Genomic DNA, 25110 nt, shown 5'->3' on the forward strand with positions numbered 1-25110 from the left:
AAAAAAGATGAAACTACTTACTCTTTTAATCGTATTTGCTTTTTTATTTAGTTGTAAAGATGCTCAAAAGCCATCTTATGCTGCTAAAGAAACAGTTTTAAATGCACAAGATCACGCAGGTAAAAAATTAATGCAGACAAACTGTTATGTTTGTCACAGTCCTACTGCAGCTCAAGAAAATAGAATTGCACCACCAATGATTGCAATTAAAAAGCATTACATAAAAGAGAATACAACAAAAGCAGCTTTTGTAAAATCGATGCAAGATTGGATTAAAAATCCTACAAAAGAAAACGCAAAAATGTATGGTGCTGTAAAACGTTTCGGACTCATGCCAAAACAAGCTTTTCCTGAAGAAACGATTCAGCAAATTGCAGCGTATATGTTTGATTTTGAGATAGAACAACCAGAGTGGTTTGAAGATCATTACAATAAAGGAAAAGGAAAAGGAAAAGGAGAGGGAAATGGAATGCAAAACGGAAACGGAATGCAGCATGGTAAGAAAAAAAATCAGCAAGGAACTAGTATCAAAACTCAATCCTATTCAGAAAAAGGATTAAATTATGCTTTATCAACAAAAGCAGAACTGGGTAAAAATTTAATGGGCAAAATTCAAAAAGATGGTACTTTAGCTGCGCTTAAATTTTGCAATATAAAAGCATATCTTTTAACAGATAGCATGAGTGTTGTGCATAATGCAACTATAAAAAGGGTTTCTGATAAACCTAGAAATCCTGAAAATTTAGCAAATTCTAAAGAAAATGCGTACATCCGTATTTTTAAAGAAGACGCAGCAGTAAATAAAGAATCAGACCCAATCGTTGTAACATCGGATGAGAACGTAAAATTCTATTATCCTATCAAAACAAATAGTATGTGTTTGCAATGTCATGGCAAACCAGCGTTAGATATTAAACCGCTTACTTTGGCACAAATAAATAAATTGTATCCAAATGATTTAGCAACTGGTTATAGCGAAAATCAAGTTAGAGGAATTTGGAGTATCACATTTAATAAATAAAATATTCTTAGGCATGAGCAAATTTTCAGAAATCATACAGCAAGATAAACCAGTATTAGTAGACTTTTTTGCTGAATGGTGCGGACCTTGTAAAATGATGAGTCCGATTTTAAAAGAAGTAAAAGAGGTTCTTGGTGATAAAGTGTCAATTATTAAAATTGATGTTGACAAAAACCAATCTTTAGCAGCTAAATATCAAGTTAGAGGTGTACCAACGTTAATTTTATTTAAGAACGGAAAGCAACTTTGGAGAGAATCTGGAGTGATACAAAAAGCAGCTTTAATCAAATTGATGAATAGCAATAAATAGTTTATTGACAGTGAACTACTGCTGTTTTATCAATTTTTTTTGATGAGTTTAGCAAGCTTTTTTATAAATAATAACATCTTTTTGTTGTTAATTCCCTTTTATTCGCATCCAAAGATCTTTTAAAAGTTGCTTAGCATCTTCACGGTTCTTAACAGTTTCTACAAAGGTTACTTGTCCTAAATCATCAACTTTAATCTCATATTTAAATACAAAGTTTTGGGCCTTTGGTTGTAAACTTAACAATCCGAATCGTAAATCATTATAATACAAACGATCTTTTTCTTCTGTAATGCTATACCAACCTTTAGAAACGCGAATCATTTGTTGCACCTTTTCTTTATGAATTAAATCTCCTAAAAGTTCATGATTTTTGGGATAGGCTTCAAATTGAATCGGGTTTTCATCAAAAAAAGAATAATAACCAATTAAATATTGCTCTTTTGTAGAGACATTTGCAGACCATAATACGGTATTAAAAGGCGACGGTTTTGTTTCAAGTTCTACATAATCAATTTGCTGTTTTTTTAGTGCCATTTCAAATTGATTATACGCCATTGCTTTTAATCCAAAGGTTAATAATAAATAACTACTGCTAATTATTAAGCCTACATTATTATAAAATCGTCTTTTTGGGGCTGTTCGTTTTTGAAATAAAGCTAGTAGTAAAAACGTTAAAAATGGCACTGTATAAAGAGGGTCTATAACAAAAATAGTTCTAAAAGCAAGCCTATAATCTAGCGGCCAAAACAATTGTGTTCCCCAAGTAGTGTGCGCATCTAAAATAGGATGAGTTACCAAACACCAAAAAAACAACCAAGTCCAATTTTTAAAACTTTTATACTTCTCGTACTTAGAAACAAGCCAACCAATGATGGGTGCAAAAAGGGCAGAAAAAAAAATAGAATGTGTAAAGCCTCTATGAATTTCTAGCGCAGAAACTGTATCTGTAAAATAAGAAGAGATAATATCTAAATCAGGAATAGTTCCTGCAATAGCACCATAAAGCATGGCTTTATTACCAATTTTTCTTCCAAGAACAGCTTCTCCAACTGCAGCACCTAAAATAATTTGAGTTAATGAATCCATTTTTTAAAATATTCTATGTTTTTCGATGCAAACTACGTTATTTATTAGCAATTTTAAAAGTGAAATATTTAAATTAACCTTTAAGATTTTCGTGGATTGCAAAAGGAACTAATTTGCAAAGTTTGGTATCAATCAATTTATACAATTTTAACGAGCAGAACTAACTTAGAATACTTTTTAAAAGTGATAAAAAAAGCTACCATTTGGTTATTGTCTTATTTTCTGTGATATTTGTTACAAACAAGAATTAGATTATTTTATATTTTTGAAGTACTAAAAATTATTAGCAATGCTTTTAAACGAATTTTTTTGGGAGAATAAATACAACACACACAAAACAGGCTGGGATTTAGGTGAAGTTTCGCCACCTTTAAAAACCTATTTTGATCAATTATCTAACAAAGAACTAAAAATTCTAATTCCTGGTGGAGGTAATTCTTACGAAGCAGAATATCTTTTTAACAAAGGTTTTACAAATGTGTACGTTGTAGATATTTCTAAAACGGCTATCGAAAATATTAAAAAAAGAGTTCCTAATTTTCCAACAGGGCAATTAATACAAGCCGATTTTTTTGATTTAGAAATGAAGTTTGATTTAATCATAGAGCAAACTTTTTTCTGTGCGATAGATCCCAATTTACGAGCAACATATGCCTCAAAAATGAATGACTTATTAATTGAAAAAGGAAAATTAGTTGGGTTGCTTTTCGATGCAAAACTAAACGAAGATCATCCACCTTTTGGTGGTTCAAAAAAAGAGTATCTTGCTTATTTTCAACCTTATTTTAGTTTAGATATTTTTGAAAAATCGTACAATTCATTTCATAACAGACAAGAAATGGAATTGTTTGTGAAGTTTTTAAAGCGTTAAAATAGAGTTGTTTAAAATTTTAATTTCTATTTTATAAGATTATTTTTGTTTCTTTTAAAAGCAATTGAATTTTTTTGTACATTTGCTAACCACTTAGTTAAACTACTTAGTTAAATATGAAAAATAACAAAAACGAAAATACTGAAATTATAATTTTAGAAGCTGCAAAGTCCATTTTTCAAACAAAAGGGATGGATGGTGCTCGTATGCAAGAAATTGCAAATGAAGCTGGCATCAACAAAGCGATGCTTCACTATTATTATAGAAGTAAACAATTGCTTTTTGAAGCAGTTTTTAAAAATGCATTTTCATTATTAGCACCTCAACTAAATGCTGTTTTAAACGATGATTCATCTATAGAAGAGAAGGTAAAAAGTTTTACCTCAAATTATATTGCGTTTATAGCCAAGCACCCTTATTTGCCAAATTTCATCATTCAAGAACTCAATAGAAATCCTGATTTTATTTTAAAAATGAAAGAAAATAGCGCATTTCCAAATCTTGAAAAATTTAAAAAACAAGTGGATGTTGAGGTTGAAAAAGGTCTCATCAAAAAAATAAGTGCGCAACAATTATTCATTAATATTTTGGCGTTAAATGTTTTTCCTTTTATAGCGAAACCATTAATTCAGGGTTTAATAGCTGCTGATGATGAGGGATTTAAGCAAATAATAGAAAATCGTAAAACGGAAGTTGCCGATTTTATAATTAGTTCAATAAAAATATAAGATGAAAAAAATACGATTCATTTTAATAGTAATGATAAGCTTTTCTGCTTTCTCGCAACAACGTTTAACCCTTAATGAGTGTTATAGTTTGGTGGAAATTAACTATCCTTTGGTAAAACAACATCAGTTATTAGCGCAACAAAATCAGCTGGATAAGGAAATTATTTTGAATTCGAAATTGCCCCAAATTCATTTGGATGCGCAGGCAACTTATTTATCAGAAGTAATTCAAATTCCCATTCCCAATTCTACGATAGAACCTTTAAATAACGATCAATATCGTGCAACATTTTCCGTAAATCAACTTATTTACAATGGTGGTTTAACGGATGCTACTTTAAAAGTGAAATCGGGGCAATTAAAAACAAAACAAAAACAGGTTGACGCTACTATTTACCAATTAAAAACCCAAATTAATCAACTTTATTTTTCAATTCTTCTAGTACAAGAAAATTATAAATTGATAGAGGCTAAAAAAAATCTTCTAGAAATAAAATTAAAAGAAGTGCAATCTGGCGTTAAAAACGGAGTCTTATTACCTTCTTCGGATAGTGTTTTAGAAGCCGAATTATTAAAAATTAAGCAACAATTTATCGAGGTAGAAAGTGCAAAATCATCTTTAATTGAAACCCTTTCTAGTTTAGTTGGTCAAACTTTACTCAGTGATATAATTTTTGAAAAACCGCTAATTCAAACTCAATTACAAAACGAGATTAATAGACCTGAATTAGAATTATTTCAACTAAAAAAAGAGGAAATAAAAAATTATGAAATGCTTATTTCTAAACAAAACTCCCCACAATTAAATGGTTTTGCAACTGGTGGTTATGGTAATCCTGGGTTAAATATGTTGGATAATTCTTTTCAAACATTTTATACACTTGGGCTTAAATTACATTGGAATGTTTTTGATTGGAACTCTAACAAAAAACAACAAGAAGCTGTTGCAATAAATAAAGATATTATTGAAAATGAGACTGAAATTTTTAAACTAAATACCAACATAGAACTAAACAAGCAGCAAAAGGAAATAGAAAAAATATCAGCATTTATAAATTCTGATGAAGCTATTATTGAGCTTCGAAAAAAAGTATTGAAAACACTAGATGCTCAACTTAAAAACGGAGTTGTTACAGCATCCGCATATATTACCGAATTTACCAATTTGTTTGAAGCAGAAAATACTATGTTAAAACATCAGATTCAAATACAATTAGCAAAAGCGAATTATAATACGATAAAAGGAGAGTAAAAGTTATTCCCGCAGATTTTGAAGGTATCCGCAGAAAAAAGAATAAAATAAAAATCCTCGGGAGCAAAAAAAACATAAAAGATGAAAAAATACAAGTACATATTAGCAGTAAGCATCATAACAGTAAGCATCTTTTCCTGTGGAAACAAAAATGATAAAGCTGATGGTTATGGGAATTTTGAAGCAACAGAAATAACTATTTCAGCAGAAAATAACGGAAAACTAATGCAGTTTGCTCTTGATGAAGGCGATCAACTTAAAAAAGATCAATTTATTGGTTTTATAGATACGATACAACTCGCTTTAAAGTATGAGCAACTTGTGGTTTCGAAAGCGGTCGTTAGCTCAAAATCGAAAGGAGTTTTATCTCAAATAACTGTGTTAAATTCAAAATTAAAAACTGCTCAAATCAGCAAAGCTAGAATAGAAAACTTAATAAAAGATAATGCTAGCACACAAAAACAATTAGACGATGTTGTTGGTGAAATGAATGTTATTAAAAGTCAAATTACAAGTGTTGAAATCATGAATGCACCTGTTGTTAATGAGCTAAAAAGCATTGATGTTCAGTTAGCACAAATTGCAGATCAAATTCAAAAAAGTAAAATTATCAATCCTGTAAACGGAACCGTGTTAACCAAATATGCAGCGCCAAATGAAATTACGACTTTTGGAAAACCGTTGTATAAAATTGCAGATTTAAGCACAATGCAATTGCGTGTTTATATTAGTGAAACGCAATTATCAAACATTAAAATTGGGCAAGAAGTTAACATTAAAATTGATGATGCAGATGCTATGAAATCTTATAAAGGAGTTGTGAGTTGGGTAGCTTCGGAAGCTGAGTTTACTCCTAAAATTATTCAAACCAAAGAAGAACGAGTTGCGCTAGTCTACGCTGTTAAAGTTGATGTTTTAAACGATGGAAGTTTAAAAATTGGGATGCCTGCAGAAATGTGGATAACAACTAAAAAATGAGTATTAAAATAGCGAATATATCGAAATCCTACAAAAAAGTAAATGCTTTAAAAAATATTTCTTTTGAAGTAAAATCTGGTGAATTATTTGGCTTAATTGGTCCTGATGGCGCGGGGAAAACCACATTATTTAGAATTTTAACCACACTTTTAATTGCCAATGAAGGTGTTGCTAGTGTTGCTGGTTTTGATGTAATTACGGATTATAAAAGCATTCGAAAAAATGTTGGTTATATGCCTGGTAAGTTTTCATTGTATCAAGATTTAACAGTTGAAGAAAACTTAGATTTTTTTGCTACTATTTTTGGAACAACTATCGAGGAAAATTACGATTTAATAAAAGATATTTATATTCAAATTGAACCTTTTAAAAATCGTAGAGCAGGGAAACTATCTGGTGGAATGAAGCAAAAATTAGCGTTGTGTTGTGCGTTAATTCACAAACCAAAAGTGTTGTTTTTAGATGAACCAACAACAGGAGTTGATCCAGTTTCTAGAAAAGAATTTTGGGAAATGCTAAAGCGTTTGCAACAAAAAGGAATTACCATTTTGGTTTCTACGCCCTATATGGATGAAGCTGCTTTGTGTGACCGAATTGCCTTAATTCAAGGCGGAAAAATTCTGGAAATTGATACGCCAGCAGCCATTGTAAAACACTATTTGAAGCCAATTTATAACGTAAGTGCAAATAATATGTATCAATTAGTAAATAGTTTAAAAGCCTACGAATACAATCATAGCGTGTATCCTTTTGGCGAATTTGTGCATTATACCGATCGTAGATCAGATTTTAATCCAGCTGAATTGAAAGTGTATTTAGAGTCTAAAAAACTATCTAATATTACCATAGAAAAAACGGTAGCAACGATTGAAGATACTTTTATGGAATTAGCAAAATAGATGTCAGTTTGATCGCAATCGACAATTACTAAGACATCTCGACTGCACTCGATGAGGCAAAATATAAATTATGAACACAAACAAAGTTATACAAGTAAAAGAATTAACCAAAGTGTTTGGAGATTTTACAGCTGTAAATGCCATTACATTTGATGTTGAAAAAGGAGAAATATTTGGCTTTTTAGGAGCTAATGGTGCAGGAAAAACAACCGCGATGAAAATGTTGATTGGTATTTCTAATCCGACTTCTGGAAAAGCAACTGTAGCAGGTTTTGATGTGTTTACGAATGCTGAAGACATCAAAAAAAATATTGGTTATATGAGTCAGAAGTTTGCTTTGTATGACGATTTAACGGTGAAAGAAAATATCACTTTTTTTGGTGGAATTTACGGTTTATCAAGAAAAAGAATAAAGGAAAAGGCAGCTATTTTAATTAAAGAATTAGGTTTAGAAAATGTAGCAAATAAGTTAGTAGGTTCTTTGCCATTAGGTTGGAAACAAAAATTATCGTTCTCGGTTTCTTTAATTCATGATCCAAAAATTGTGTTTTTAGATGAACCAACGGGTGGTGTAGATCCAATTACAAGGCGCCAGTTTTGGGAGCTTATTTACAAAGCATCACATCAAGGAATCACTGTTTTTGTAACCACACATTATATGGACGAGGCAGAATATTGCGATCGTGTTTCGATTATGGTAAACGGAAAAATAGAAGCTTTAGACACGCCAAAAAAATTGAAAGAACAGTTTAAAGTGGATACTATGAATGATGTGTTTTTAAAATTAGCGCGAGGTTGAAAATTAGTTTTCAGTCACAGTTTTCAGTATTCAAAAACTCCTTGAAACTCAGTGTGTTTTCTGCGAGGCTCAGTGTAATAATTTAAGGTAAATGAAAAGATTTATAGGCTTTATAAAAAAGGAATTCTACCATATCTTTAGAGATAGACGCTCATTGTTTATTCTCTTTGGGATGCCAATTGCCCAAATTTTGTTGTTTGGTTTTGCCATTACCAACGAAATAAACAATGTAGACATTGCTATTTTGGATCATTCAAAAGATGCAACAACAAAAGAAATCATCAACAAGATGGCTTCTTCAAAATATTTTAGCATTCATCAATTTATAGAAAAAGAGTCTGATATTGAAGCTGTATTTAAAAAAGGAAAAGTAAAAGCAGTTTTAAACTTTGAAAAAGGTTTTAGTGAAAACCTCATCAAAGAAAATTATGCAAATATTCAAGTTATTACAGATGCTACAGATCCAAATACAGCGAATACGATTAGTAATTATGTAAATGCTATTCTTCAAAATTATTTAAAAGAACAAAATAAAAGTAGTGTACAAGTATATCAGATTGTGCCACAAACACATATGGTGTACAATCCGGAATTAAAAAGCGTGTATATGTTTGTTCCGGGAGTTATGACGATCATTTTGATGTTAGTTTCTGCAATGATGACCTCTATCTCAATTACGAGAGAAAAAGAATTAGGAACGATGGAAATTTTATTAGTATCGCCATTAAAACCAATTCAAGTTATTGTTGGTAAAGTGTTTCCTTATATTTTTCTATCCATAATTAATGCGATTGTTATTATTGTTTTGAGCATTTTTATATTTAAAATGCCAGTGCAAGGAAGTCTGTTTTTATTAGGTATGGAAAGTGTCTTATTTATAATTACTGCTTTGGCTTTAGGTATTTTAATATCAACCATTTCTGCAACGCAGCAAACCGCAATGATGATTTCTTTAATGGGATTAATGCTGCCAGTTATATTATTATCAGGATTTATTTTTCCTATTACAAGTATGCCTTTACCATTGCAAATAATCAGTAATATTATTCCTGCAAAATGGTTTATCATCATTATAAAAGGGATTATGTTAAAAGGTGTAGGATTGCAATATGTATGGAAAGAAACGTTGATTTTATTAGGAATGGCAGTGTTTTTTATTGGGTTAAGCGTTAAGAAATATAAAATTAGATTGGAATAAAAACGGACAATAGAAAATAGAGGTAAGAAAAAGAGATTGTTAAACGCTCTTTTTTTTCTGTTCTACTCTCTTTAATCTAAAAATAAATATGAAAACAATTTTATACATCATACAAAAAGAGTTCAAGCAAATTTTTAGAAATAAAGGCATGCTACCAATTATTTTTGTTTTGCCTTTAATTCAGTTGATAATTTTATCTAACGCCGCAACCTTCGATGTAAAAAACATAAAGTTCGGGTATGTAGATCATGATCACTCATCAACATCTAGAGAATTAATAGAAAAATTTAGTGCGTCAACCTATTTTAATGTTCACACAGATTTTCCTTCAGAGAAATTAGCAAGTCAAGCGATGTTAAATGGAGAAGTTGATGTTGTTTTAGAAATTCCAGCTTATTTTGAACGCGATTTACAAAAAGAAAAACACAACAATTTAGGCGTTACTATAAATGCGATTGATGGGGCGGCAGCTGGTGTAGAAAATGTATATGTAACACAAATTATTCAAAATTTTAACAAGAATCTATTGGTAGATTTAATACAATCTTCGGGTTCTCCTAAAATTCAACCTATAAATATTGTAACGATTCCTTCCTTTTGGTATAATGAAACATTGAACTACAAAACCTTTATGGTTCCGGGAATATTGGTTTTATTAGTAACGATGATTACACTTTTTCTTTCAGGAATGAACATTGTTCGTGAAAAAGAAATTGGCACGTTAGAGCAAATTAATGTAACACCAATTAAAAAAAGTCAGTTTATAATTGGTAAACTTTTTCCGTTTTGGGTAATTGGATTGGGCTTGCTAACTGTTGGGTTAACTATTGCAAAACTTATTTTTAACATACCTATTATAGGTAGTTTGCCACTCATGTATCTATACACATCTATTTATATTTTAGTAATTTTAGGAATAGGATTATTTATTTCAAACTTTACAGACACACAACAACAAGCAATGTTTATTGCTTGGTTTTTTACCGTTATTTTTATTTTGATGAGTGGTTTGTTTACACCAATTGAAAGTATGCCAAAATGGGCGCAGATAATTACGGAATTCAATCCTATAAAATACTTTGTACAAGTAATGCGAATGGTAATGCTAAAAGGTTCTGGCTTTATGGATATTCTTCCATTACTATTAAAAACACTATTTTATGCTATTGTTATGAATGGTTTGGCTATTTGGAGTTATAAAAAAACGAACTAAAACCTTTTATTTATCGAATTAACCGTTTTTCAAAAACAGTAATTTTAAGCCTGTATCTCTTAAACATATAAGAAAATGGTTTTTTTGCGCTCATTTTTTTTTTTACATGTAACATAAGTTACAGACCACCATTTATTCTACACGTACTTTTGTGCTAGTTAATAGAATAAATACATGAAAAACACAATATCCATACTTTACTTCTTTTTAGGAACCTTGTTTTTACAAGCGCAAGAAACAGTGCCAATTACAAAGGCAGCGCTGTTATTAAAAGTATCAGAAAATAATATTGCTATTAAAATTTCTGAACAAGAATTTAACAAAGCAAAGGCAGATTATAATCAAACAAATGCGGTGTTTTTACCAAATATTTCTGCAAGTTATACAGGTATTTCTACTACAAATCCGTTAATGGCTTTTGGGTCTAAATTAAATCAAGAAATTTTAACTCAGAATGATTTTAATCCTGCTTTATTAAACGATCCAACAACGACACGAAACTTTGCAACCAAGATCGAAATTCAGCAACCTTTAATCAATTTAGATGGCTTTTATCAGCGAAAAGCAGCAAAAACTAAAATGGAAGCAATGTCTTTGCAAGCTAATAGAACTGCAGATTATTTAACGTTTGAAGTTGAAAAATCATTTATGCAATTACAGCTAGCATATAAAGCGGTAGAGGTTTTAGAGTTCGCTTTAGAAGCTGCGGAAGCAAATAAAAAAATAGCAACCAATAACTTTGAACAAGGCTATTTGCAACAAGCAGATATTTTAAATGTGGATGTACGAATTACCGAAGTTAAAAACCAATTACAAACTTCGAAAAGTAACTTGCAAAATGCATCCAATTATTTGTCCTTTTTAATGAATGATAAAGAGTTTGTGGTTTATGAACCGTTAGAAGATTTAACGATTGCCCCTTTTAATATGGATGAAAAAATTATTTCTGAAAATAGAGCAGATATTAAGGCAATGCAATTGGCATCAAATGCGTATGAAGAAATGAATAAAGCTGATAAAATGACTTTTTTACCACGTTTAAACGCTTTTGGAAGCTATGAAATATATGATAACAAAGTATTTCAAGGCGATGCAAATGGTTATTTAATTGGTGCTCAGTTAAGTTGGGATATTTTTCAAGGCTCTAAACGTTTTGGTAAAGCTCAAAAAAGTAAAGCGGAGTTTGAGCAATCTAAATTGGAATACAATCAATATGTTTCTAAAAGTAACTTAGAATTAAACAAAGTAAAGCGTCAATTAATCGATGCTAGAAATAGATTAGAATTAACAGGTTTAGCGGTTAAACAGTCTAAAGAATCTTTAAGAATCAGAAAAAATAGATTTAAAGAAGGTTTAGAAAAAACATCCGATTTATTGGTCGCAGAAACACAGTTTGCACAAAAACAATTGGAATATTATCAAACTATTTTCGAATATAATTATACACAAACCTATTTAGAATTTTTAACCAAAAACTAGAAATAGTTGGCAGTGAACAGTGGCAGTATGCAGTCAATAAAAATAAAAACAAAACAAATGAAAAAATATATCTACCTAATTTCAATAATTTCAGCAGCACTCTTTATAACAAGTTGTTCTTCGGATAAGAAAAAAGTAATTACAGACAATTCACCAGTAATTCAAGTAAATCTTAGCAAAGTGGCCTTGAATAATAAAGGTCAGTTTTTATCTGTAAGCGGAAAAATTAAAGCAGTAAACAGTGCAGATTTAAGCACAAGAATGACGGGTTTTGTTACCAAAGCAAACGTAAATGTGGGTGATAAAGTAACAAAAGGTCAGTTGTTAATTTCTATAAACAATACTGATTTACAAGCTAAAAAAGGTCAAATAAACGCAGGAATTACACAGGCTAAAACTGCTTTTAATAATGCTGAAAAAAATTACAATCGTTTTAAAAATTTATTTGAAAGTAATAGTATTACTCAAAAAGAAATGGATGATATGACTGCGAATTATCAAATAGCAAAAGCAGGATTGGAGTCTGCAAATCAGATGAAAAACGAAATTAATGCTCAGTTTAAATACGCGAATATTACGGCTCCTTTTAGTGGCGTAATTACGAGTAAAAATATTGAAGTTGGCGATATGGCAAACCCTGGAATGTCTTTAATAAGTGTCGAAACTCCTGGAGATTTTGAGGTGATTGCAATGGTGCCAGAAACAGAAATTTCTCAAATTAACACAGGAACAGAAGTTACCGTTTTGGTAAAATCTATAAACAAATCTTTACAAGGAAAAGTTGAAGAAGTTAGCACATCTGCTAAAAACACAGGTGGTCAATACTTAGTGAAAATCAATTTAGAAAAAACGGATGCTTCTATTTTATCTGGGATGTTTACAACCGTTCAGTTCCCGGTTGATAAAAAAAATAGCTCAGAAAGTATATTAATTCCGATGGAAGCAATTATTACAAATGGTCAATTATCTGGCGTTTACACAGTAAGTGAAAGTAATACGGCACTCTTACGTTGGTTGCGTTTAGGAAGAACTTATGGCAATCAAGTAGAGGTTTTATCGGGTTTAAATGCCGATGAATCGTATATAATTTCTGCGGATGGAAAGTTATTTAACGGAGTAAAGGTTCGTGTTCAGTAGTCAATAATCAGTTTTCAATTATCAGTTGGCAGTTTTAGTTATCAGTAAAATAAAATAATAGTCAAGAATTATCGCGTTAAGGATAGAAGTGGAAATCCTTTTTTTGCTGCCATTTATGGCAAAAAAAGATTGAAACGGATAGCCTGTTAAAACGCCCAAAAAATATAAAAATATGAAAGAAGGTTTAGCAGGGAAAATTGCAAAAGTCTTTATCGGCTCAAAATTGACCGTATTATTAATGGTCGTATTTATGGTTGTTGGTGTGTACGCTTCGTTTTTAATTCCTAGAGAAGAAGAGCCACAAATTGATGTGCCCATGGCAGATATTTTTGTAGGGTATCCAGGAGCAAGCCCTACAGAAGTGGAGTCTAGAGTGGTAAAACCTTTAGAGAAATTAATTTCGAACATTAAAGGAGTTGAGTATGTATATTCTACTTCAATGAACGAAAAAGCGATGGTAATTGTGCAGTTTTATGTGGGCGAAGATATTGAGCGCTCGTTTGTAAAATTGTACAACGAAATTAATAAACACATGGATGAAATGCCACAAGGAGTAACGTTTCCGTTGGTAAAAACACGTGCTATTGATGATGTGCCAATGTTGGGTTTAACGTTGTGGAGCGAGCAATATGACGATTATCAATTGAGTCAAATTTCGCAAGAATTAGAAAACGAAATTAAGAAAGTAAATGATGTTTCGATTACACACAAAATTGGTGGAAGAAGCCGTCAATTAAGAGTGGTTTTAGACAAAGATAAATTGGCTGAAAGTGGTTTGGACTTTTTGTCTGTTTCAGAAATGATTAAGGCCAATAATACCCAATTAAGTTCGGGTAGTTTTACTAAAAATGACACAGAATTTTTGGTGCAAACAGGTAAATTTTTAGCGTCTGCTGCTGATGTAGAAAATTTGGTTGTGGGAGTGCAGCAAAACCGTCCAATTTATTTAAAACAAATTGCAAAAATTATTGACGGACCAGAAATTCCTCAAAATTATGTTTCCTTGGGATTTGGAGAAGGAAGTGAAAAAGCAGCTGAATATAAATCGGAATATGCGGCAGTTACTATTTCTGTAGCGAAGAGAAAAGGCGCAGACGCAATGAAAATTGCAGAAGTAATTTTAGACAAAGTAGCACATTTAAGAACAACTTTAATTCCGGATGATGTTCATGTAGAAATCACCAGAAATTACGGAGAAACAGCTTCTCATAAAGTATCAGAATTATTGTGGCACCTTATTGGGTCTATCTTTGCAGTTACCTTGGTTGTAATGTTGGCAATGGGTTGGCGTGGTGGATTGGTCGTGTTTTTATCTGTGCCAATTACGTTTGCTTTGACTTTGTTAAGTTATTATATGCTAGATTATACGCTAAACAGAATTACACTTTTTGCGTTGGTTTTTGTTACGGGAATTGTAGTTGATGACTCCATTATTATTGCAGAAAATATGCACAGGCATTTTAAAATGAAGCGTTTACCATTTAAACAAGCTGCTTTATATGCGATAAATGAAGTTGGGAATCCAACAATCTTAGCAACATTTACAGTAATTGCTTCTGTTTTACCAATGGCTTTTGTATCTGGATTAATGGGGCCTTATATGGCGCCAATGCCAATTGGAGCATCGATCGCTATGATTTTATCATTGTTTGTGGCTTTAACAATTACTCCCTATTTAGGATATATTTTCTTAAGAGAAAAAGATAAAAAAGGAGCCGTTGAGAAAGTTGAAAAACCTTTAGAAGAAACTTTTATCTACAGAATCTATGATAAATTTGAGCGTCCATTAATCGAAAATAGAACAAAAAGATGGTTGTTTTTAGGAGGAACATTTATGGTGTTGATGGCTACAATGGTTTTGTTTTTTACGAAATCGGTTGCCGTAAAAATGTTGCCTTTTGATAATAAAAACGAGTTTCAGATTGTAATTGATATGCCAGAAGGAACTACTTTAGAAAGAACCGGAGTTGTTACCCAAGAAATTGCGCAGTATTTAGCTACAAGACCAGAAGTGGTAAATTATCAAAATTATATTGGTACTTCTGCACCAATTACTTTTAACGGTTTGGTACGTCATTACGATTTACGTGGCGGAAGTAATATGGCAGATATTCAAGTAAATTTGATTGATAAAGGAAAACGAACTATTCAGAGTCATGATATTGCAAGATTGTTAAGACCAGAAATTCAGAGGATAGCAGCGAAATATAATGCCAATGTAAAGTTGGTAGAAGTGCCGCCAGGACCGCCAGTTTTATCAACAATTGTTGCAGAAGTTTACGGGCCAGATTATAAAGAGCAAATTAAAATTGCAAATGGCGTTAAAAATATTTTACACAATACAAATGATGTTGTAGATATCGATTGGATGGTTGAAGCAGCTCAAACAGAATATCAGTTTGAAATAAATAAAGAAAAAGCAATGTTGTATGGTGTTGCGCCTCAGCAAATTGCGTATACCATGAATATGGCATTATCAAACAGCCCAATTACAAATTTGTATGATGAAAATGCTGTTGAACAAATTGGTTTGGTTTTAACTTTGGATGAAAAAGAGAAGTCTACCATTTCTGATATTTCGCAACTAAAAGTAAAATCGAAACAAGGAACTATGATTCCTATTGCAGATTTGGTTGAAATTAAAGAAACCATTGCTGCCAAAAGTATTTATCGTAAAAACCAAAAACGGGTTGTGTATGTAATGGCAGATATGGCGGGCGAATTAGAGAGTCCGGCGTATGCAATTTTAGGAATGGAAGAAAAATTAAAAGAAATTAAACTTCCTGAAGGCTATAAATTAAACGAAATGTATCTAGGTCAGCCAGATTTTGAAGATGATTATACTGTGAAGTGGGATGGAGAATGGCAAATTACTTTAGAAGTTTTTAGAGATTTAGGAATCGCATTTTTAGGCGCAATTATTTTGATTTATATTTTAATTGTTGGATGGTTTCAAAACTTTAAAGCACCAATTGTAATGATGGTTGCGATACCTTTATCGTTGATAGGAATTATTTTAGGCCATTGGATTATGGGCGCATTTTTTACAGCAACTTCATTTATTGGTATGATTGCTTTAGCCGGAATTATGGTGCGAAACTCTGTTCTGTTGATAGATTTCATCAACTTAAGACTAGCAGAAGGAGTCCCTTTAAAACAAGCTGTAATTGAAGCTGGAGCAGTAAGAACAACTCCGATTTTATTGACAGCAGGAACGGTTGTTATTGGCGCATTTGTGATTTTATTTGATCCAATTTTTCAAGGATTGGCAATCTCGTTAATGGGAGGAACGATTGTTTCTACAGTATTAACTTTATTGGTTGTGCCATTAGTATATTATATGATTGAAAAGAAAAATTATAAATAAGATTGATAGTATTTCCGCCGATTTCAGGGATATCCGCAGAAAGAGAATGTAAAAAATTTGTGATCATCAGCGCAATCCTCGGGAGTGAAAAAAACAAAAAACATGAAATTAGTAATAGTTACAGCAGTAGAAGAGTTTCAAAAAGATGTTTTAAACATTTTTAAAAAAGCAAATATTGAAAATTTTAGCAGTTTAGATATTGATGGATATAAAAATATAGCTCCATTATTAATGGCTTCTAATTGGTTTTCAGGACAGAAAAATGGTACAGAATCTAGTATGTTTTTTTCCTTTACAAATGAGGATCATATTGATAAACTGTTTAGTATTATAAAAGAATTTAATAGTAATTTGGAAACGAATAATCCTATAAAAGCGATTGTTGTTCCGGTAGAAAAATTTATATAAATTAAAAAATCAATAAAAAATGTTAAACAAATATTTTAGAGTGATCGTAGGAGTAATGGTTTTGTTAAGTTTAGTGCTTACGTTGTATGTAAACGAAAACTGGATGTGGTTTACCGTATTTATTGGTGTAAATTTAATTCAGTCTGCATTTACAAAATGGTGCTTATTAGAGGTAATTTTATTAAAATTAGGAGTAAAAAAATAGCGTCCCCTGATAAAATGAAAAAGGTTGATAAAATTAATTTATCAACCTTTTTTTATATGTAAATATTTTTTTAATTGTGCCAGCTTCTACTTTTAGGCTCAAATTTTGAACCAGCATTTCCTAAGCTATTAAATTTCCACGTAAAACTTAACATGGCATATTGATTTAAAACCGTACTCGAAGAATCTTGAATATAATCTTCTGTAGCGATTCTTCTAGCATTTGTGTTTTGATCTAAAATATCATAAATTCTTAAACTTATTGCACCATTATCCTTTAGAATAGAATAACGTAACGTAGTGTTCCAAAACCACGCACTTCTTTGAAAACCAGCGGCAATATTTGGGTTGTAATTATAATTTACATCGTTCAACCATTCAATTTTCTTTAAAAAATTGGTTGACGTTGCTACTGTTACATCATGATTTGTAAAATTTCTATTGCTAAAACTCTCAATATCATAAGTGTTTTTACTGAAAGAGACCGTGTAAGAAGGTCTTATTGTTAGTATTTTATCCCAAGAAAAATCGAAACCAATATTTGGAGAAATTGATGTTATTTTACTAGAATATTGTATGCCATTATTAAAGTTAATATTTTTATTGTAGTCACCAAAAACTCTAAATTCTGTTTTTAAGCTTCCAAAATCTTCCCATTTTTTTGTAGAACTATAACTTCCGCCACCTCTTATACTCACAAATCCATCTACGTTTGCATAACTAGTTTCTCTAATTAATGTATTTGGATTGATAATTGTGTTTGCAACAACTCGATCATCTGTAAAAGAAATATTTCCATAAGACCAGAAACCTGTTCTGTTTTGCCAATTAAAGTTAGATACACCAAATCGAATACTTTGTATTTTAGACGGTGATAATGCAGGATTACCGGTAATAATATTTAGAGGATTTGATTCATCTCTAAAAGGTTGTAATTGATTTAAACTTGGGGTTGCATTTCTAAAATCATAACTCAGCCTATAACCAGTTGTTCTTTCTTTTCGAAATCGAACACTAAAACCATATTCTAAATTATTAAATTCTCTTACTAAGTTTGTTTCGGGTCTTAAATAATCTCTATTTTCGAGCGTTCTATTATTAAAGGCAAGTTCTGTTGACGCAGACCATCTATCATTTTTAAATTCTATTTCTACGCCCGGTCTGCTTACTTTGTCTGAGTATTTAAAATCGGTACTTAAAAGATTGCTAAAACTGGTATAATCGTTTGTGGTTTGGTCAAAATCGAACGTACTTCTTTTATTTGTTGTTTTTGTGTTTCCGACGGTATAATCTGCATCTAAAAATAATTTATTAGAGATAATTGGAAAGCGATACGTTACTTGACTTGCAAGTTCTGTAATATTAGAGCTTCCGTCTGAATATTGATCTCTAATGATTTGATCTGGATTAGATCCAAAAATAGTAGTTTCCGATTTTACAAAATCATCGGTTAAAGCCTTTGTTAAATTTGCTGTTAATTCAACTCTTACAAAAGATCCTTTACTACCAAATTTTTTAGTTATGTTAACCTCATTGTCAAATCTTTCTCTGTCTGAATCTGCTATGGATGCAATTTTAGAATTATTTGTTAAGGTTTTACTATTGTTTAAGGTTTCAGATTGGCTATTAAACCTGTTTGTGTTTAAGTTTTTATTAAAATCAGTTTCAATATCAATTCTAAAGGTACTATCAATTTCGATTTCAAAATCTACACTTGCATCATGACTATAACTATCGTTTAAAGAACTGTTTTCAGAACTTCTAAAAAAGCTTGTTCCGTCTGATAAAAAAGTTTCTCTATTAGAAGTAGATTTATTATCCGAAGAACTCTGTTTGTAAAAATAATCTCCAGAAACTTCAAATATTTTCCCGAAGGAATTTATATAATTTGCTCCGTAATTATCTGAAGTTACAATACCTTGACCGCCACCAAAACTTCTACTATTTCCGCCAAATTGTAGGCGTTGATTACCAAAACTAAATCCGGGTGAATTAATATTATTACCCCCTGCTAAAATACCAATTCGTTCACTTTCTTTAAAGCGAGTAATCATTCCTGCATACTCATACCTATCATTTGTGCCAATACCTGCTGCTGTTTTACCAAAGTAACCTTTGTTGTTTTCTTTTTTTATAGTAAGATTTATGGTTTTATTTTCACCGTCAGAATCTTCTCCTGAAAAAGCTTGAGCATTTGTTTTTGTATCTGTAATTTGAATTTTCTCAATAATTTCTTTCGTCAAATTTCTAGTGGTAATTGTTGGGTCATTTCCAAAAAAAGGTTTTCCGTTTACGAGAATTTTATTCACAGATTTACCATTTACGGTTATGTTACCCTCTAAATCTACTTCTACACCAGGTAGTTTTTTAAGTAAATCTTCAACATTAGCATCTGCTTTTGTTTTAAATGATTTTACATTAAACTCTAAAGTATCTTTTTTAATGGTTATTGGTGCACTAGATTTTATAACGATTCCGTCTAAAGCATTTGCATTTTTTAAAAATAAAGTCCCAATATCTTGATTTTTAACATCAATTATTTTTGTGTAGGGTGTAAAACCGATAAAAGAAACTACCAATTTCATTTTAGAATCGGATGTTTCTCCAATGAGGTTAAAAGCACCTTTTTGATCAGAAATTGTATAAGAAACAATACTACTATCTTTAAGTCTTTCTATATGAACAGTTGCAGATTCAAGAAGTTCTTTATCTTCTTCGGATTTAATAATCCCTTTTATGGTAACTTTTTTTATTTGTGAAAAAGCAACTGTGCTCATAAATAAGCATGTTAAAAATAAAATTTTCTTCATTATTAGTATGTTGAATTTAACAGAACGTTAAACCATTTTTGCAAAGATTTAACTAATAAAGAAACATTACCTACCTTTTAACAGAACTTTGTGAGATATTTAACGAACCTACTTTGCCTTTTAGAAGGCATTTTTTTTTGTAAAATTTAGTTATTTTTATTTGGCAAGATATCTTTTAAAGACAATTGTAAAGAAAATTTTTTATTTAATAATTTTTTCAGGTTGATGTAAAAGATATTTTTGGGAATAAGCTTTTGTAAAATGAGCGCCATAAAAAAGAATTAAACTGGTATAAGAAACCCATAACATTATTAAAATCATAGAACCTGCAGCGCCGTAAGTAGAACCTGGTTCTAATTCGTTAAAGTAAATTGCCAATAAGTATTTACCAATTACAAAAAGAATAGAAGTTAGCAAAGCACCAACTCTAACAGCTTTCCAAGGAACCTCTTTATTTGGTAATATTCTAAACATGGCAGCAAAAACAAAATAGATAATTGCTATAGAAATTACAACATCAAACGTAAATATAAAACTGACTAGTTCATCAGAAATAATATGTTTTAAATTTTCTGCAAAAGTGCTTAGTAACGAAGTAAGAACAAGACTTATTAATAACAAAAAAACAATAACTAGAATAAAACCAAAGCTTTTTAATCTTCCAAAAACGGTTTCTAAAACACCATTTTTAAATCTTGGTTTTGCTTCCCAGATATTGTCTAAAACATTTTGTAATTGAAAGAAAACTCCTGTAGATCCATAAAGTAAAGTTGCAATTCCTATAATTGTAGAAAATAGTGAGGTTTTTTCATTACCTTCATTAAGCATCATTCCTCTTATAGTTTCTGCTGTTTCTGTACCAATAGCGCTAGAAATTTGGTTTAAAATTTGGCCTTCAACAATTTCTCGTCCCCAAATAGAACCTACAATATTAAAAATAATGATTATTAAAGCGGGCAAAGACAAAATTGCATAATAGGCAATAATTGCTGCTTTATTAAAGGGGTTGTCATTAAACCAAGATTTTGCACTAACTATTAATAAGTTTGGTAAATGTTTTAATTTGAATTTTAGTTTTGTTTGGTTTTGTTCCTCTTTTGTCATAACAAGCGAAAATAAAGAATGTAATTAAATCAATAAAATATTTTCTGATTAATTTAAAGAAGCCTTTTTTTATTTTAACATTATTTTTTCGATAGCAAGAGGTAAAAGTCTTTCTACAAATTTAGAATATGCTTCTTTAGATGGGTGTAAACCATCATTTGCAACTAAAAGCGAATTTATTAAACCTTGTTGGGTAATATCTGTAATGTTTAAAAAGGTGATGTTTTTTTGATTACAATAAGATTTAGCAAAATCATTGTATTTTTTTACGCCATCAGAAATAGAAGTGTTTCCGTTACCAAAAGGAGTAAAAGCATAATCTGGAATTGATAGAACAACTAGTTTTTTTGAATTGCCATTTACAAATGAGATAGCACTATTTACTAATAAAGGAAACTCTTGTTCATAAAAGCTAAAAGGCCTATTTTGATATTGATTATTTACACCAATTAAGAGCGTAACAAAATTATAATCCGAAGTAAGGTTTTCTGAATCTATGGCTTTTATCAGGTTTGAAGTAGTCCAACCTGTTTTAGCAACTATTTTTAAATCAAACGTACTTTTGTTCGTTGTTTTTTTTAAAAGTGAGTCTACTAATTGTGCAGGAAATCTACATTTTTCACAAACACTTTGGCCTATTGTGTAGCTATCGCCAAGGGCTAATATTTTAAAATTGTTGCGATTAATACTATCTAGATTAGATGTATCAATGATGCTGTCTTTAAAAGTAATGATAACTTCACTGTCAAACTCCTCTTCAAATTCTGACATGTTTCCGCATGAAAAAATTAAAAAGAGGAGTATGAAATAGAAGCTATTTTTCACATTTTTATTTAAAAGCGTTTAAGCCTGTTACGTCAAAACCAGTAATTAGCAAATGAATATCGTGTGTACCTTCGTAGGTAATTACACTTTCTAAATTCATCATGTGGCGCATAATAGAATACTCGCCGGTAATTCCCATTCCGCCTAACATTTGTCTTGCTTCTCTAGCAATATGTATTGCCATATCTACATTATTACGTTTTGCCATAGAAATTTGTGCAGACGTAGCTTTTCCATTATTTTTAAGAACACCTAATCTCCAGGCTAACAATTGCGCTTTTGTGATTTCGGTAATCATTTCTGCTAATTTTTTCTGTTGTAATTGAAATTGACCAATTGGTTTTCCAAACTGCTCACGTTCTTTAGAGTAACGTAAAGCCGTATCATAACAATCCATTGCAGCACCAATTGCGCCCCAAGCTATTCCATAACGAGCTGAATCTAAACATCCTAATGGCGCACCTAACCCAGATTTGTTTGGCAATAAATTTTCTTTTGGCACTTTTACGTTATCAAAAATAAGTTCACCTGTTGATGAAGCACGTAAAGACCATTTATTATGAGTTTCTGGTGTAGAAAAACCTTCCATTCCGCGTTCTACAATTAACCCATGAATTCTTCCTTCTTCATTTTTAGCCCAAACAACCGCAACTTGTGCAAAAGGTGCGTTCGAAATCCACATTTTTGCTCCGTTTAAAAGATAATGATCTCCCATATCTTTAAACTTCGTTTCCATTCCTGAAGGATTTGACCCGTGATTTGGTTCTGTTAATCCAAAGCAACCCATCCATTCGCCAGAAGCTAATTTTGGTAAATATTTTTTACGTTGTGCTTCATTTCCGTAGGTATAAATAGGGTACATTACTAAAGACGATTGCACAGAAGCTGTAGAACGAACTCCAGAATCTCCACGCTCAATTTCTTGCATAATCAAGCCATAAGAAATTTGGTCTAAACCAGCGCCACCATATTCTTCTGGAATATAAGGTCCGAATGCACCAATTTCTGCTAAACCACCAATAATTTGTTTTGGAAATTCTGCTTTTTGAGCATATTCTTCAATTATTGGAGAAACATCGCGTTTTACCCAATCTCGGGCAGCTTCACGAATTAATTTGTGTTCTTCGGTTAATAAATCGTCTAAATTATAATAATCTGGGGCTTGAAATAAATCAGGTTTCATATAGTTAGTCTGTTTAAAATGATGGCTTTAAAAGTTACAACTTTTAATAATGTGTAATTTTCAACAAATTTATTAATTATTGTATCGTTTGATAACATTTTTTTGTTAAAAAAAAGAAATAAATTTTATTAAAAATACGCAATTTTTTAAAGTTCCTACTCATAAACGGCTAAAAAGTTATTGATTTGATTTAAGTTTGTATTGATGAAGTTTACCTTAGGAAAGCAAGAGCGCTTAAAAAGCAGAAAGTTGATTGGACGTTTGTACGAAGAAGGCAATTCTGTAAAAGCGTTTCCGTTACGAATGATGTATTTGCAAACAGCACATACGTCTAATTTTCCTGCACAAGCGGGAGTTTCTGTAGCTAAAAGGAACTTTAAAAAAGCGCCTGACAGAAATCGGTTAAAGAGATTAATGCGCGAAACGTATCGATTGCAAAAAGCAATTGTGTACGATAATCTAGAGAATCCTTATGTTTTTATGATCTCTTATATTGGCAGAGAAGAAATGCCTTATGAAGAACTTTTTTCTAAAATGAATAAATTATTAACCTTATTTATTGAAGAAGTAAAAAATAAATCAAATGAAAAAATTTAATACAAAAAAGGGAATACTTGCAGGTTTAGTAGCTGGCGCTATTTTTTTATCATTTTCATTTCAGTCTAAATTTTTTGAAGTTGCCAAGCAGATAGAAATTTATAATACACTTTTTAAGGAATTAAATATGTATTATGTAGATGAAATAAACCCTGCTGAATTTACAAACAAAGCCATTAAAAATACTTTAAAAGAGTTAGACCCGTATACTAATTTTTACAACGAGCAAGATGTAGAAGATGCAAAAATTAGACGAGAAGGAGAATATGCAGGTATAGGTATTGGTGTTTATTATACTAAAAACGGAATTCAAATTAACGAAGTTTACAAAGGATATGCTGCAGATAAAGCAGGTTTAAAAGCAGGTGATGTAATTGTTTCTGCCGATGGGCAAGCATTAAAAAATATGGAAAGAGAGCAGCTTTCTATGTTTTTAAAAGGAACTCCAGATACAAAAATAGCTATAGAAATTGAGCGTCAAGGAAAAATTATTAAAAAGGAAGTAATACGAGAACAGGTAGAAATTAATCCGGTGCCTTTTTATGAAATGATTGACCCAGAAACAGGGTATATTTCATTAACACAGTTTAATGAAAAAGCGTCATCCGAAGTAAAAAAAGCATATAGAGAATTAAAGAAAAAAGGGATGACCAAATTGGTTTTTGATTTACGATCAAACCCAGGAGGTTCGCTTCAAGAAGCCATTAATATATCAAACTTTTTTATCCCGAAAGGAAAAGTAATTGTTACCACAAAAGCGAAGATTAAAAAATGGAGCAATACTTATAAAACAACAAATGATCCTTTAGATTTAGAAATTCCGGTAGTAGTTTTGGTAAATGGTCGCTCTGCATCTGCATCCGAAATTGTAAGTGGTTCTTTGCAAGATTATGACAGAGCCGTAATTATGGGGCAACGTTCTTTTGGCAAAGGCTTAGTGCAGCGCTATAGAACCTTAACATACGGAACGCAATTAAAATTGACTATTTCTAAATATTACACGCCAAGCGGAAGATGTATTCAAGAGTTAGATTATACAAATAGAGATGATAAAACGGGTAAAGTGCCTAAGTTTTCTGATAAAGGAATTAATGTTTTTAAAACTGAAAACGGAAGAGAAGTGTTTGATGGTGGTGGTGTTTTGCCAGATGTAGTGCTAGAAACATCAAACAAAACAGAAGCTACGGAAGTTTTAGTAGACTCGAAAGCTATTTTTAATTTTGCAATTGATTATTTTTATAAAAACCCAAAAATAGCAACAGTAGAAAATTATCAGTTTTCAAATACTGATTTTAAGAATTTTACAAACTATTTAGTTTTAGACACCACTTTTGTTACCAAGCAAGAACGTTTGTTTGAAACTGCTTTTTTATCCGCAGAAAATAACGGAATTTCTAAGGAATATCAGAAAATAAAAGAAAAATTATTTGAAGATAAAATAGCGCAAATATCTAAAAATGAAGATATTTTACGAGTGCTTTTAGAAGAAGAAATTCTAGAAAAATATTATTACAAAGAAGGTGTTTATCAGCACCATTTAAAAAATGATGCAACCATAAAAGAAGCTGTTAAATTGCTTAAAAACCAAGATAAATACAAACAGGTTTTATCAGGGAAATAATTTTATATTTACACCTCAAA

The 25110-nt window shown here is 31.0% G+C and carries 22 protein-coding genes; 17 read left to right on the top strand and 5 right to left on the bottom strand.

Translation table 11 applies throughout. The features are described 5' to 3' along the window. The first annotated feature begins 7 nt into the window (after positions 1–7). Together BTO16_RS15115 and trxA are read left to right on the top strand one after the other, a co-directional pair. On the top strand, positions 8–1021 hold the full coding sequence (locus BTO16_RS15115; RefSeq protein WP_105022481.1) for a c-type heme family protein: 1014 nt from the start codon (positions 8–10) through the stop codon (positions 1019–1021). A 13-nt stretch (positions 1022–1034) separates the two neighbouring features. Further along, positions 1035–1331 (top strand): thioredoxin, encoded by a 297-nt coding sequence (trxA, locus tag BTO16_RS15120; protein ID WP_105022482.1) that lies wholly within the window; start codon positions 1035–1037, stop codon positions 1329–1331. Positions 1332–1418: 87 nt separating this feature from the next. On the opposite strand, the gene BTO16_RS15125 is transcribed toward trxA, so the two are convergent. Then, complete coding sequence (locus BTO16_RS15125) at positions 1419–2417, bottom strand: metal-dependent hydrolase (protein WP_105022483.1); 999 nt, start codon at positions 2415–2417, stop codon at positions 1419–1421. 289 nt (positions 2418–2706) lie between these two features. On the opposite strand from BTO16_RS15125, the gene BTO16_RS15130 reads away from it, so the two are divergent. The 13 genes from BTO16_RS15130 (at position 2707) to BTO16_RS15190 (ending at position 16951) form a co-directional block, all read left to right on the top strand. Continuing rightward, the gene (locus BTO16_RS15130; protein ID WP_105022484.1) at positions 2707–3288 is read left to right on the top strand and encodes a methyltransferase domain-containing protein; all 582 of its coding nucleotides are present in this window, start codon (positions 2707–2709) and stop codon (positions 3286–3288) included. Positions 3289–3404: 116 nt separating this feature from the next. Further along, the gene (locus BTO16_RS15135; protein ID WP_105022485.1) at positions 3405–4016 is read left to right on the top strand and encodes a TetR/AcrR family transcriptional regulator; all 612 of its coding nucleotides are present in this window, start codon (positions 3405–3407) and stop codon (positions 4014–4016) included. 1 nt (position 4017) lies between these two features. Next, entirely contained in the window at positions 4018–5268 is a 1251-nt protein-coding gene (locus BTO16_RS15140) for a TolC family protein (protein ID WP_105022486.1), read from the top strand. Between the two features lie 81 nt (positions 5269–5349). Continuing rightward, positions 5350–6246, top strand: coding sequence for an HlyD family secretion protein (locus tag BTO16_RS15145; protein WP_105022487.1), 897 nt, complete (start codon positions 5350–5352; stop codon positions 6244–6246). Then, entirely contained in the window at positions 6243–7145 is a 903-nt protein-coding gene (locus BTO16_RS15150; protein WP_105022488.1) for an ABC transporter ATP-binding protein, read from the top strand. The genes BTO16_RS15145 and BTO16_RS15150 overlap by 4 nt, the downstream gene beginning before the upstream one ends. Before the next feature lie 70 nt (positions 7146–7215). After that, positions 7216–7944: an ABC transporter ATP-binding protein gene (locus BTO16_RS15155; protein WP_105022489.1), complete on the top strand. Its 729-nt coding sequence runs from the start codon at positions 7216–7218 to the stop codon at positions 7942–7944. Positions 7945–8035: 91 nt separating this feature from the next. After that, complete coding sequence (locus BTO16_RS15160; protein ID WP_105022490.1) at positions 8036–9142, top strand: ABC transporter permease; 1107 nt, start codon at positions 8036–8038, stop codon at positions 9140–9142. An 88-nt stretch (positions 9143–9230) separates the two neighbouring features. Continuing rightward, a complete protein-coding gene (locus BTO16_RS15165) occupies positions 9231–10355 on the top strand; it encodes an ABC transporter permease (protein ID WP_105022491.1) in 1125 nt (374 codons plus the stop codon). Between the two features lie 174 nt (positions 10356–10529). Next, positions 10530–11834 carry a TolC family protein gene (locus BTO16_RS15170; protein WP_105022492.1) on the top strand — a complete coding sequence of 435 codons (1305 nt, stop codon included), beginning with the start codon at positions 10530–10532 and terminating at the stop codon, positions 11832–11834. A 57-nt stretch (positions 11835–11891) separates the two neighbouring features. Further along, positions 11892–12971 carry an efflux RND transporter periplasmic adaptor subunit gene (locus BTO16_RS15175; RefSeq protein WP_105022938.1) on the top strand — a complete coding sequence of 360 codons (1080 nt, stop codon included), beginning with the start codon at positions 11892–11894 and terminating at the stop codon, positions 12969–12971. 172 nt (positions 12972–13143) lie between these two features. Further along, positions 13144–16338: an efflux RND transporter permease subunit gene (locus BTO16_RS15180; RefSeq protein ID WP_105022493.1), complete on the top strand. Its 3195-nt coding sequence runs from the start codon at positions 13144–13146 to the stop codon at positions 16336–16338. A gap of 102 nt (positions 16339–16440) precedes the next feature. Continuing rightward, positions 16441–16746: a hypothetical protein gene (locus BTO16_RS15185; RefSeq protein ID WP_105022939.1), complete on the top strand. Its 306-nt coding sequence runs from the start codon at positions 16441–16443 to the stop codon at positions 16744–16746. Positions 16747–16765: 19 nt separating this feature from the next. Then, positions 16766–16951 (top strand): YgaP family membrane protein, encoded by a 186-nt coding sequence (locus tag BTO16_RS15190; protein WP_105022494.1) that lies wholly within the window; start codon positions 16766–16768, stop codon positions 16949–16951. A 70-nt stretch (positions 16952–17021) separates the two neighbouring features. Here BTO16_RS15190 and BTO16_RS15195 read toward each other — a convergent pair whose 3' ends face one another. The 4 genes from BTO16_RS15195 to BTO16_RS15210 all read right to left on the bottom strand — a co-directional run bounded on the left by BTO16_RS15195 (position 17022) and on the right by BTO16_RS15210 (position 22872). Next, positions 17022–19727: an outer membrane beta-barrel protein gene (locus BTO16_RS15195; protein WP_245892129.1), complete on the bottom strand. Its 2706-nt coding sequence runs from the start codon at positions 19725–19727 to the stop codon at positions 17022–17024. Positions 19728–19961: 234 nt separating this feature from the next. Continuing rightward, positions 19962–20864, bottom strand: a complete 903-nt coding sequence (locus BTO16_RS15200) for a YihY/virulence factor BrkB family protein (protein WP_105022496.1) — start codon at positions 20862–20864, stop codon at positions 19962–19964. Between the two features lie 69 nt (positions 20865–20933). Next, entirely contained in the window at positions 20934–21635 is a 702-nt protein-coding gene (locus BTO16_RS15205) for a GDSL-type esterase/lipase family protein (protein ID WP_105022497.1), read from the bottom strand. A gap of 58 nt (positions 21636–21693) precedes the next feature. Beyond that, positions 21694–22872, bottom strand: a complete 1179-nt coding sequence (locus tag BTO16_RS15210) for an acyl-CoA dehydrogenase family protein (protein ID WP_105022498.1) — start codon at positions 22870–22872, stop codon at positions 21694–21696. 204 nt (positions 22873–23076) lie between these two features. On the opposite strand from BTO16_RS15210, the gene rnpA reads away from it, so the two are divergent. Both rnpA and BTO16_RS15220 read left to right on the top strand, forming a co-directional pair. Beyond that, positions 23077–23469 (top strand): ribonuclease P protein component, encoded by a 393-nt coding sequence (rnpA, locus tag BTO16_RS15215; protein WP_105022499.1) that lies wholly within the window; start codon positions 23077–23079, stop codon positions 23467–23469. Next, positions 23456–25090, top strand: coding sequence for a S41 family peptidase (locus BTO16_RS15220; RefSeq protein WP_105022500.1), 1635 nt, complete (start codon positions 23456–23458; stop codon positions 25088–25090). The genes rnpA and BTO16_RS15220 overlap by 14 nt, the downstream gene beginning before the upstream one ends. Positions 25091–25110: the final 20 nt, after the last annotated feature.

The organism is Polaribacter glomeratus (assembly GCF_002954665.1).
Lineage (GTDB): Bacteria > Bacteroidota > Bacteroidia > Flavobacteriales > Flavobacteriaceae > Polaribacter > Polaribacter glomeratus.

Excerpts from the sequence above, each read along its gene's own strand:
- BTO16_RS15200 (WP_105022496.1), bottom strand. The coding sequence starts at position 20,864 with ATGACAAAAGAGGAACAAAACCAAACAAAACTAAAATTCAAATTAAAA.
- BTO16_RS15125 (WP_105022483.1), bottom strand. The coding sequence starts at position 2,417 with ATGGATTCATTAACTCAAATTATTTTAGGTGCTGCAGTTGGAGAAGCT.
- BTO16_RS15150 (WP_105022488.1), top strand. The coding sequence starts at position 6,243 with ATGAGTATTAAAATAGCGAATATATCGAAATCCTACAAAAAAGTAAAT.
- rnpA (WP_105022499.1), top strand. The coding sequence starts at position 23,077 with ATGAAGTTTACCTTAGGAAAGCAAGAGCGCTTAAAAAGCAGAAAGTTG.
- BTO16_RS15185 (WP_105022939.1), top strand. The coding sequence starts at position 16,441 with ATGAAATTAGTAATAGTTACAGCAGTAGAAGAGTTTCAAAAAGATGTT.
- BTO16_RS15135 (WP_105022485.1), top strand. The coding sequence starts at position 3,405 with ATGAAAAATAACAAAAACGAAAATACTGAAATTATAATTTTAGAAGCT.
- BTO16_RS15175 (WP_105022938.1), top strand. The coding sequence starts at position 11,892 with ATGAAAAAATATATCTACCTAATTTCAATAATTTCAGCAGCACTCTTT.
- BTO16_RS15145 (WP_105022487.1), top strand. The coding sequence starts at position 5,350 with ATGAAAAAATACAAGTACATATTAGCAGTAAGCATCATAACAGTAAGC.
- BTO16_RS15140 (WP_105022486.1), top strand. The coding sequence starts at position 4,018 with ATGAAAAAAATACGATTCATTTTAATAGTAATGATAAGCTTTTCTGCT.
- BTO16_RS15160 (WP_105022490.1), top strand. The coding sequence starts at position 8,036 with ATGAAAAGATTTATAGGCTTTATAAAAAAGGAATTCTACCATATCTTT.
- BTO16_RS15180 (WP_105022493.1), top strand. The coding sequence starts at position 13,144 with ATGAAAGAAGGTTTAGCAGGGAAAATTGCAAAAGTCTTTATCGGCTCA.
- BTO16_RS15115 (WP_105022481.1), top strand. The coding sequence starts at position 8 with ATGAAACTACTTACTCTTTTAATCGTATTTGCTTTTTTATTTAGTTGT.
- BTO16_RS15190 (WP_105022494.1), top strand. The coding sequence starts at position 16,766 with ATGTTAAACAAATATTTTAGAGTGATCGTAGGAGTAATGGTTTTGTTA.
- BTO16_RS15205 (WP_105022497.1), bottom strand. The coding sequence starts at position 21,635 with ATGTCAGAATTTGAAGAGGAGTTTGACAGTGAAGTTATCATTACTTTT.
- BTO16_RS15130 (WP_105022484.1), top strand. The coding sequence starts at position 2,707 with ATGCTTTTAAACGAATTTTTTTGGGAGAATAAATACAACACACACAAA.
- BTO16_RS15170 (WP_105022492.1), top strand. The coding sequence starts at position 10,530 with ATGAAAAACACAATATCCATACTTTACTTCTTTTTAGGAACCTTGTTT.
- BTO16_RS15165 (WP_105022491.1), top strand. The coding sequence starts at position 9,231 with ATGAAAACAATTTTATACATCATACAAAAAGAGTTCAAGCAAATTTTT.
- BTO16_RS15195 (WP_245892129.1), bottom strand. The coding sequence starts at position 19,727 with ATGAGCACAGTTGCTTTTTCACAAATAAAAAAAGTTACCATAAAAGGG.
- BTO16_RS15220 (WP_105022500.1), top strand. The coding sequence starts at position 23,456 with ATGAAAAAATTTAATACAAAAAAGGGAATACTTGCAGGTTTAGTAGCT.
- BTO16_RS15210 (WP_105022498.1), bottom strand. The coding sequence starts at position 22,872 with ATGAAACCTGATTTATTTCAAGCCCCAGATTATTATAATTTAGACGAT.
- BTO16_RS15155 (WP_105022489.1), top strand. The coding sequence starts at position 7,216 with ATGAACACAAACAAAGTTATACAAGTAAAAGAATTAACCAAAGTGTTT.
- trxA (WP_105022482.1), top strand. The coding sequence starts at position 1,035 with ATGAGCAAATTTTCAGAAATCATACAGCAAGATAAACCAGTATTAGTA.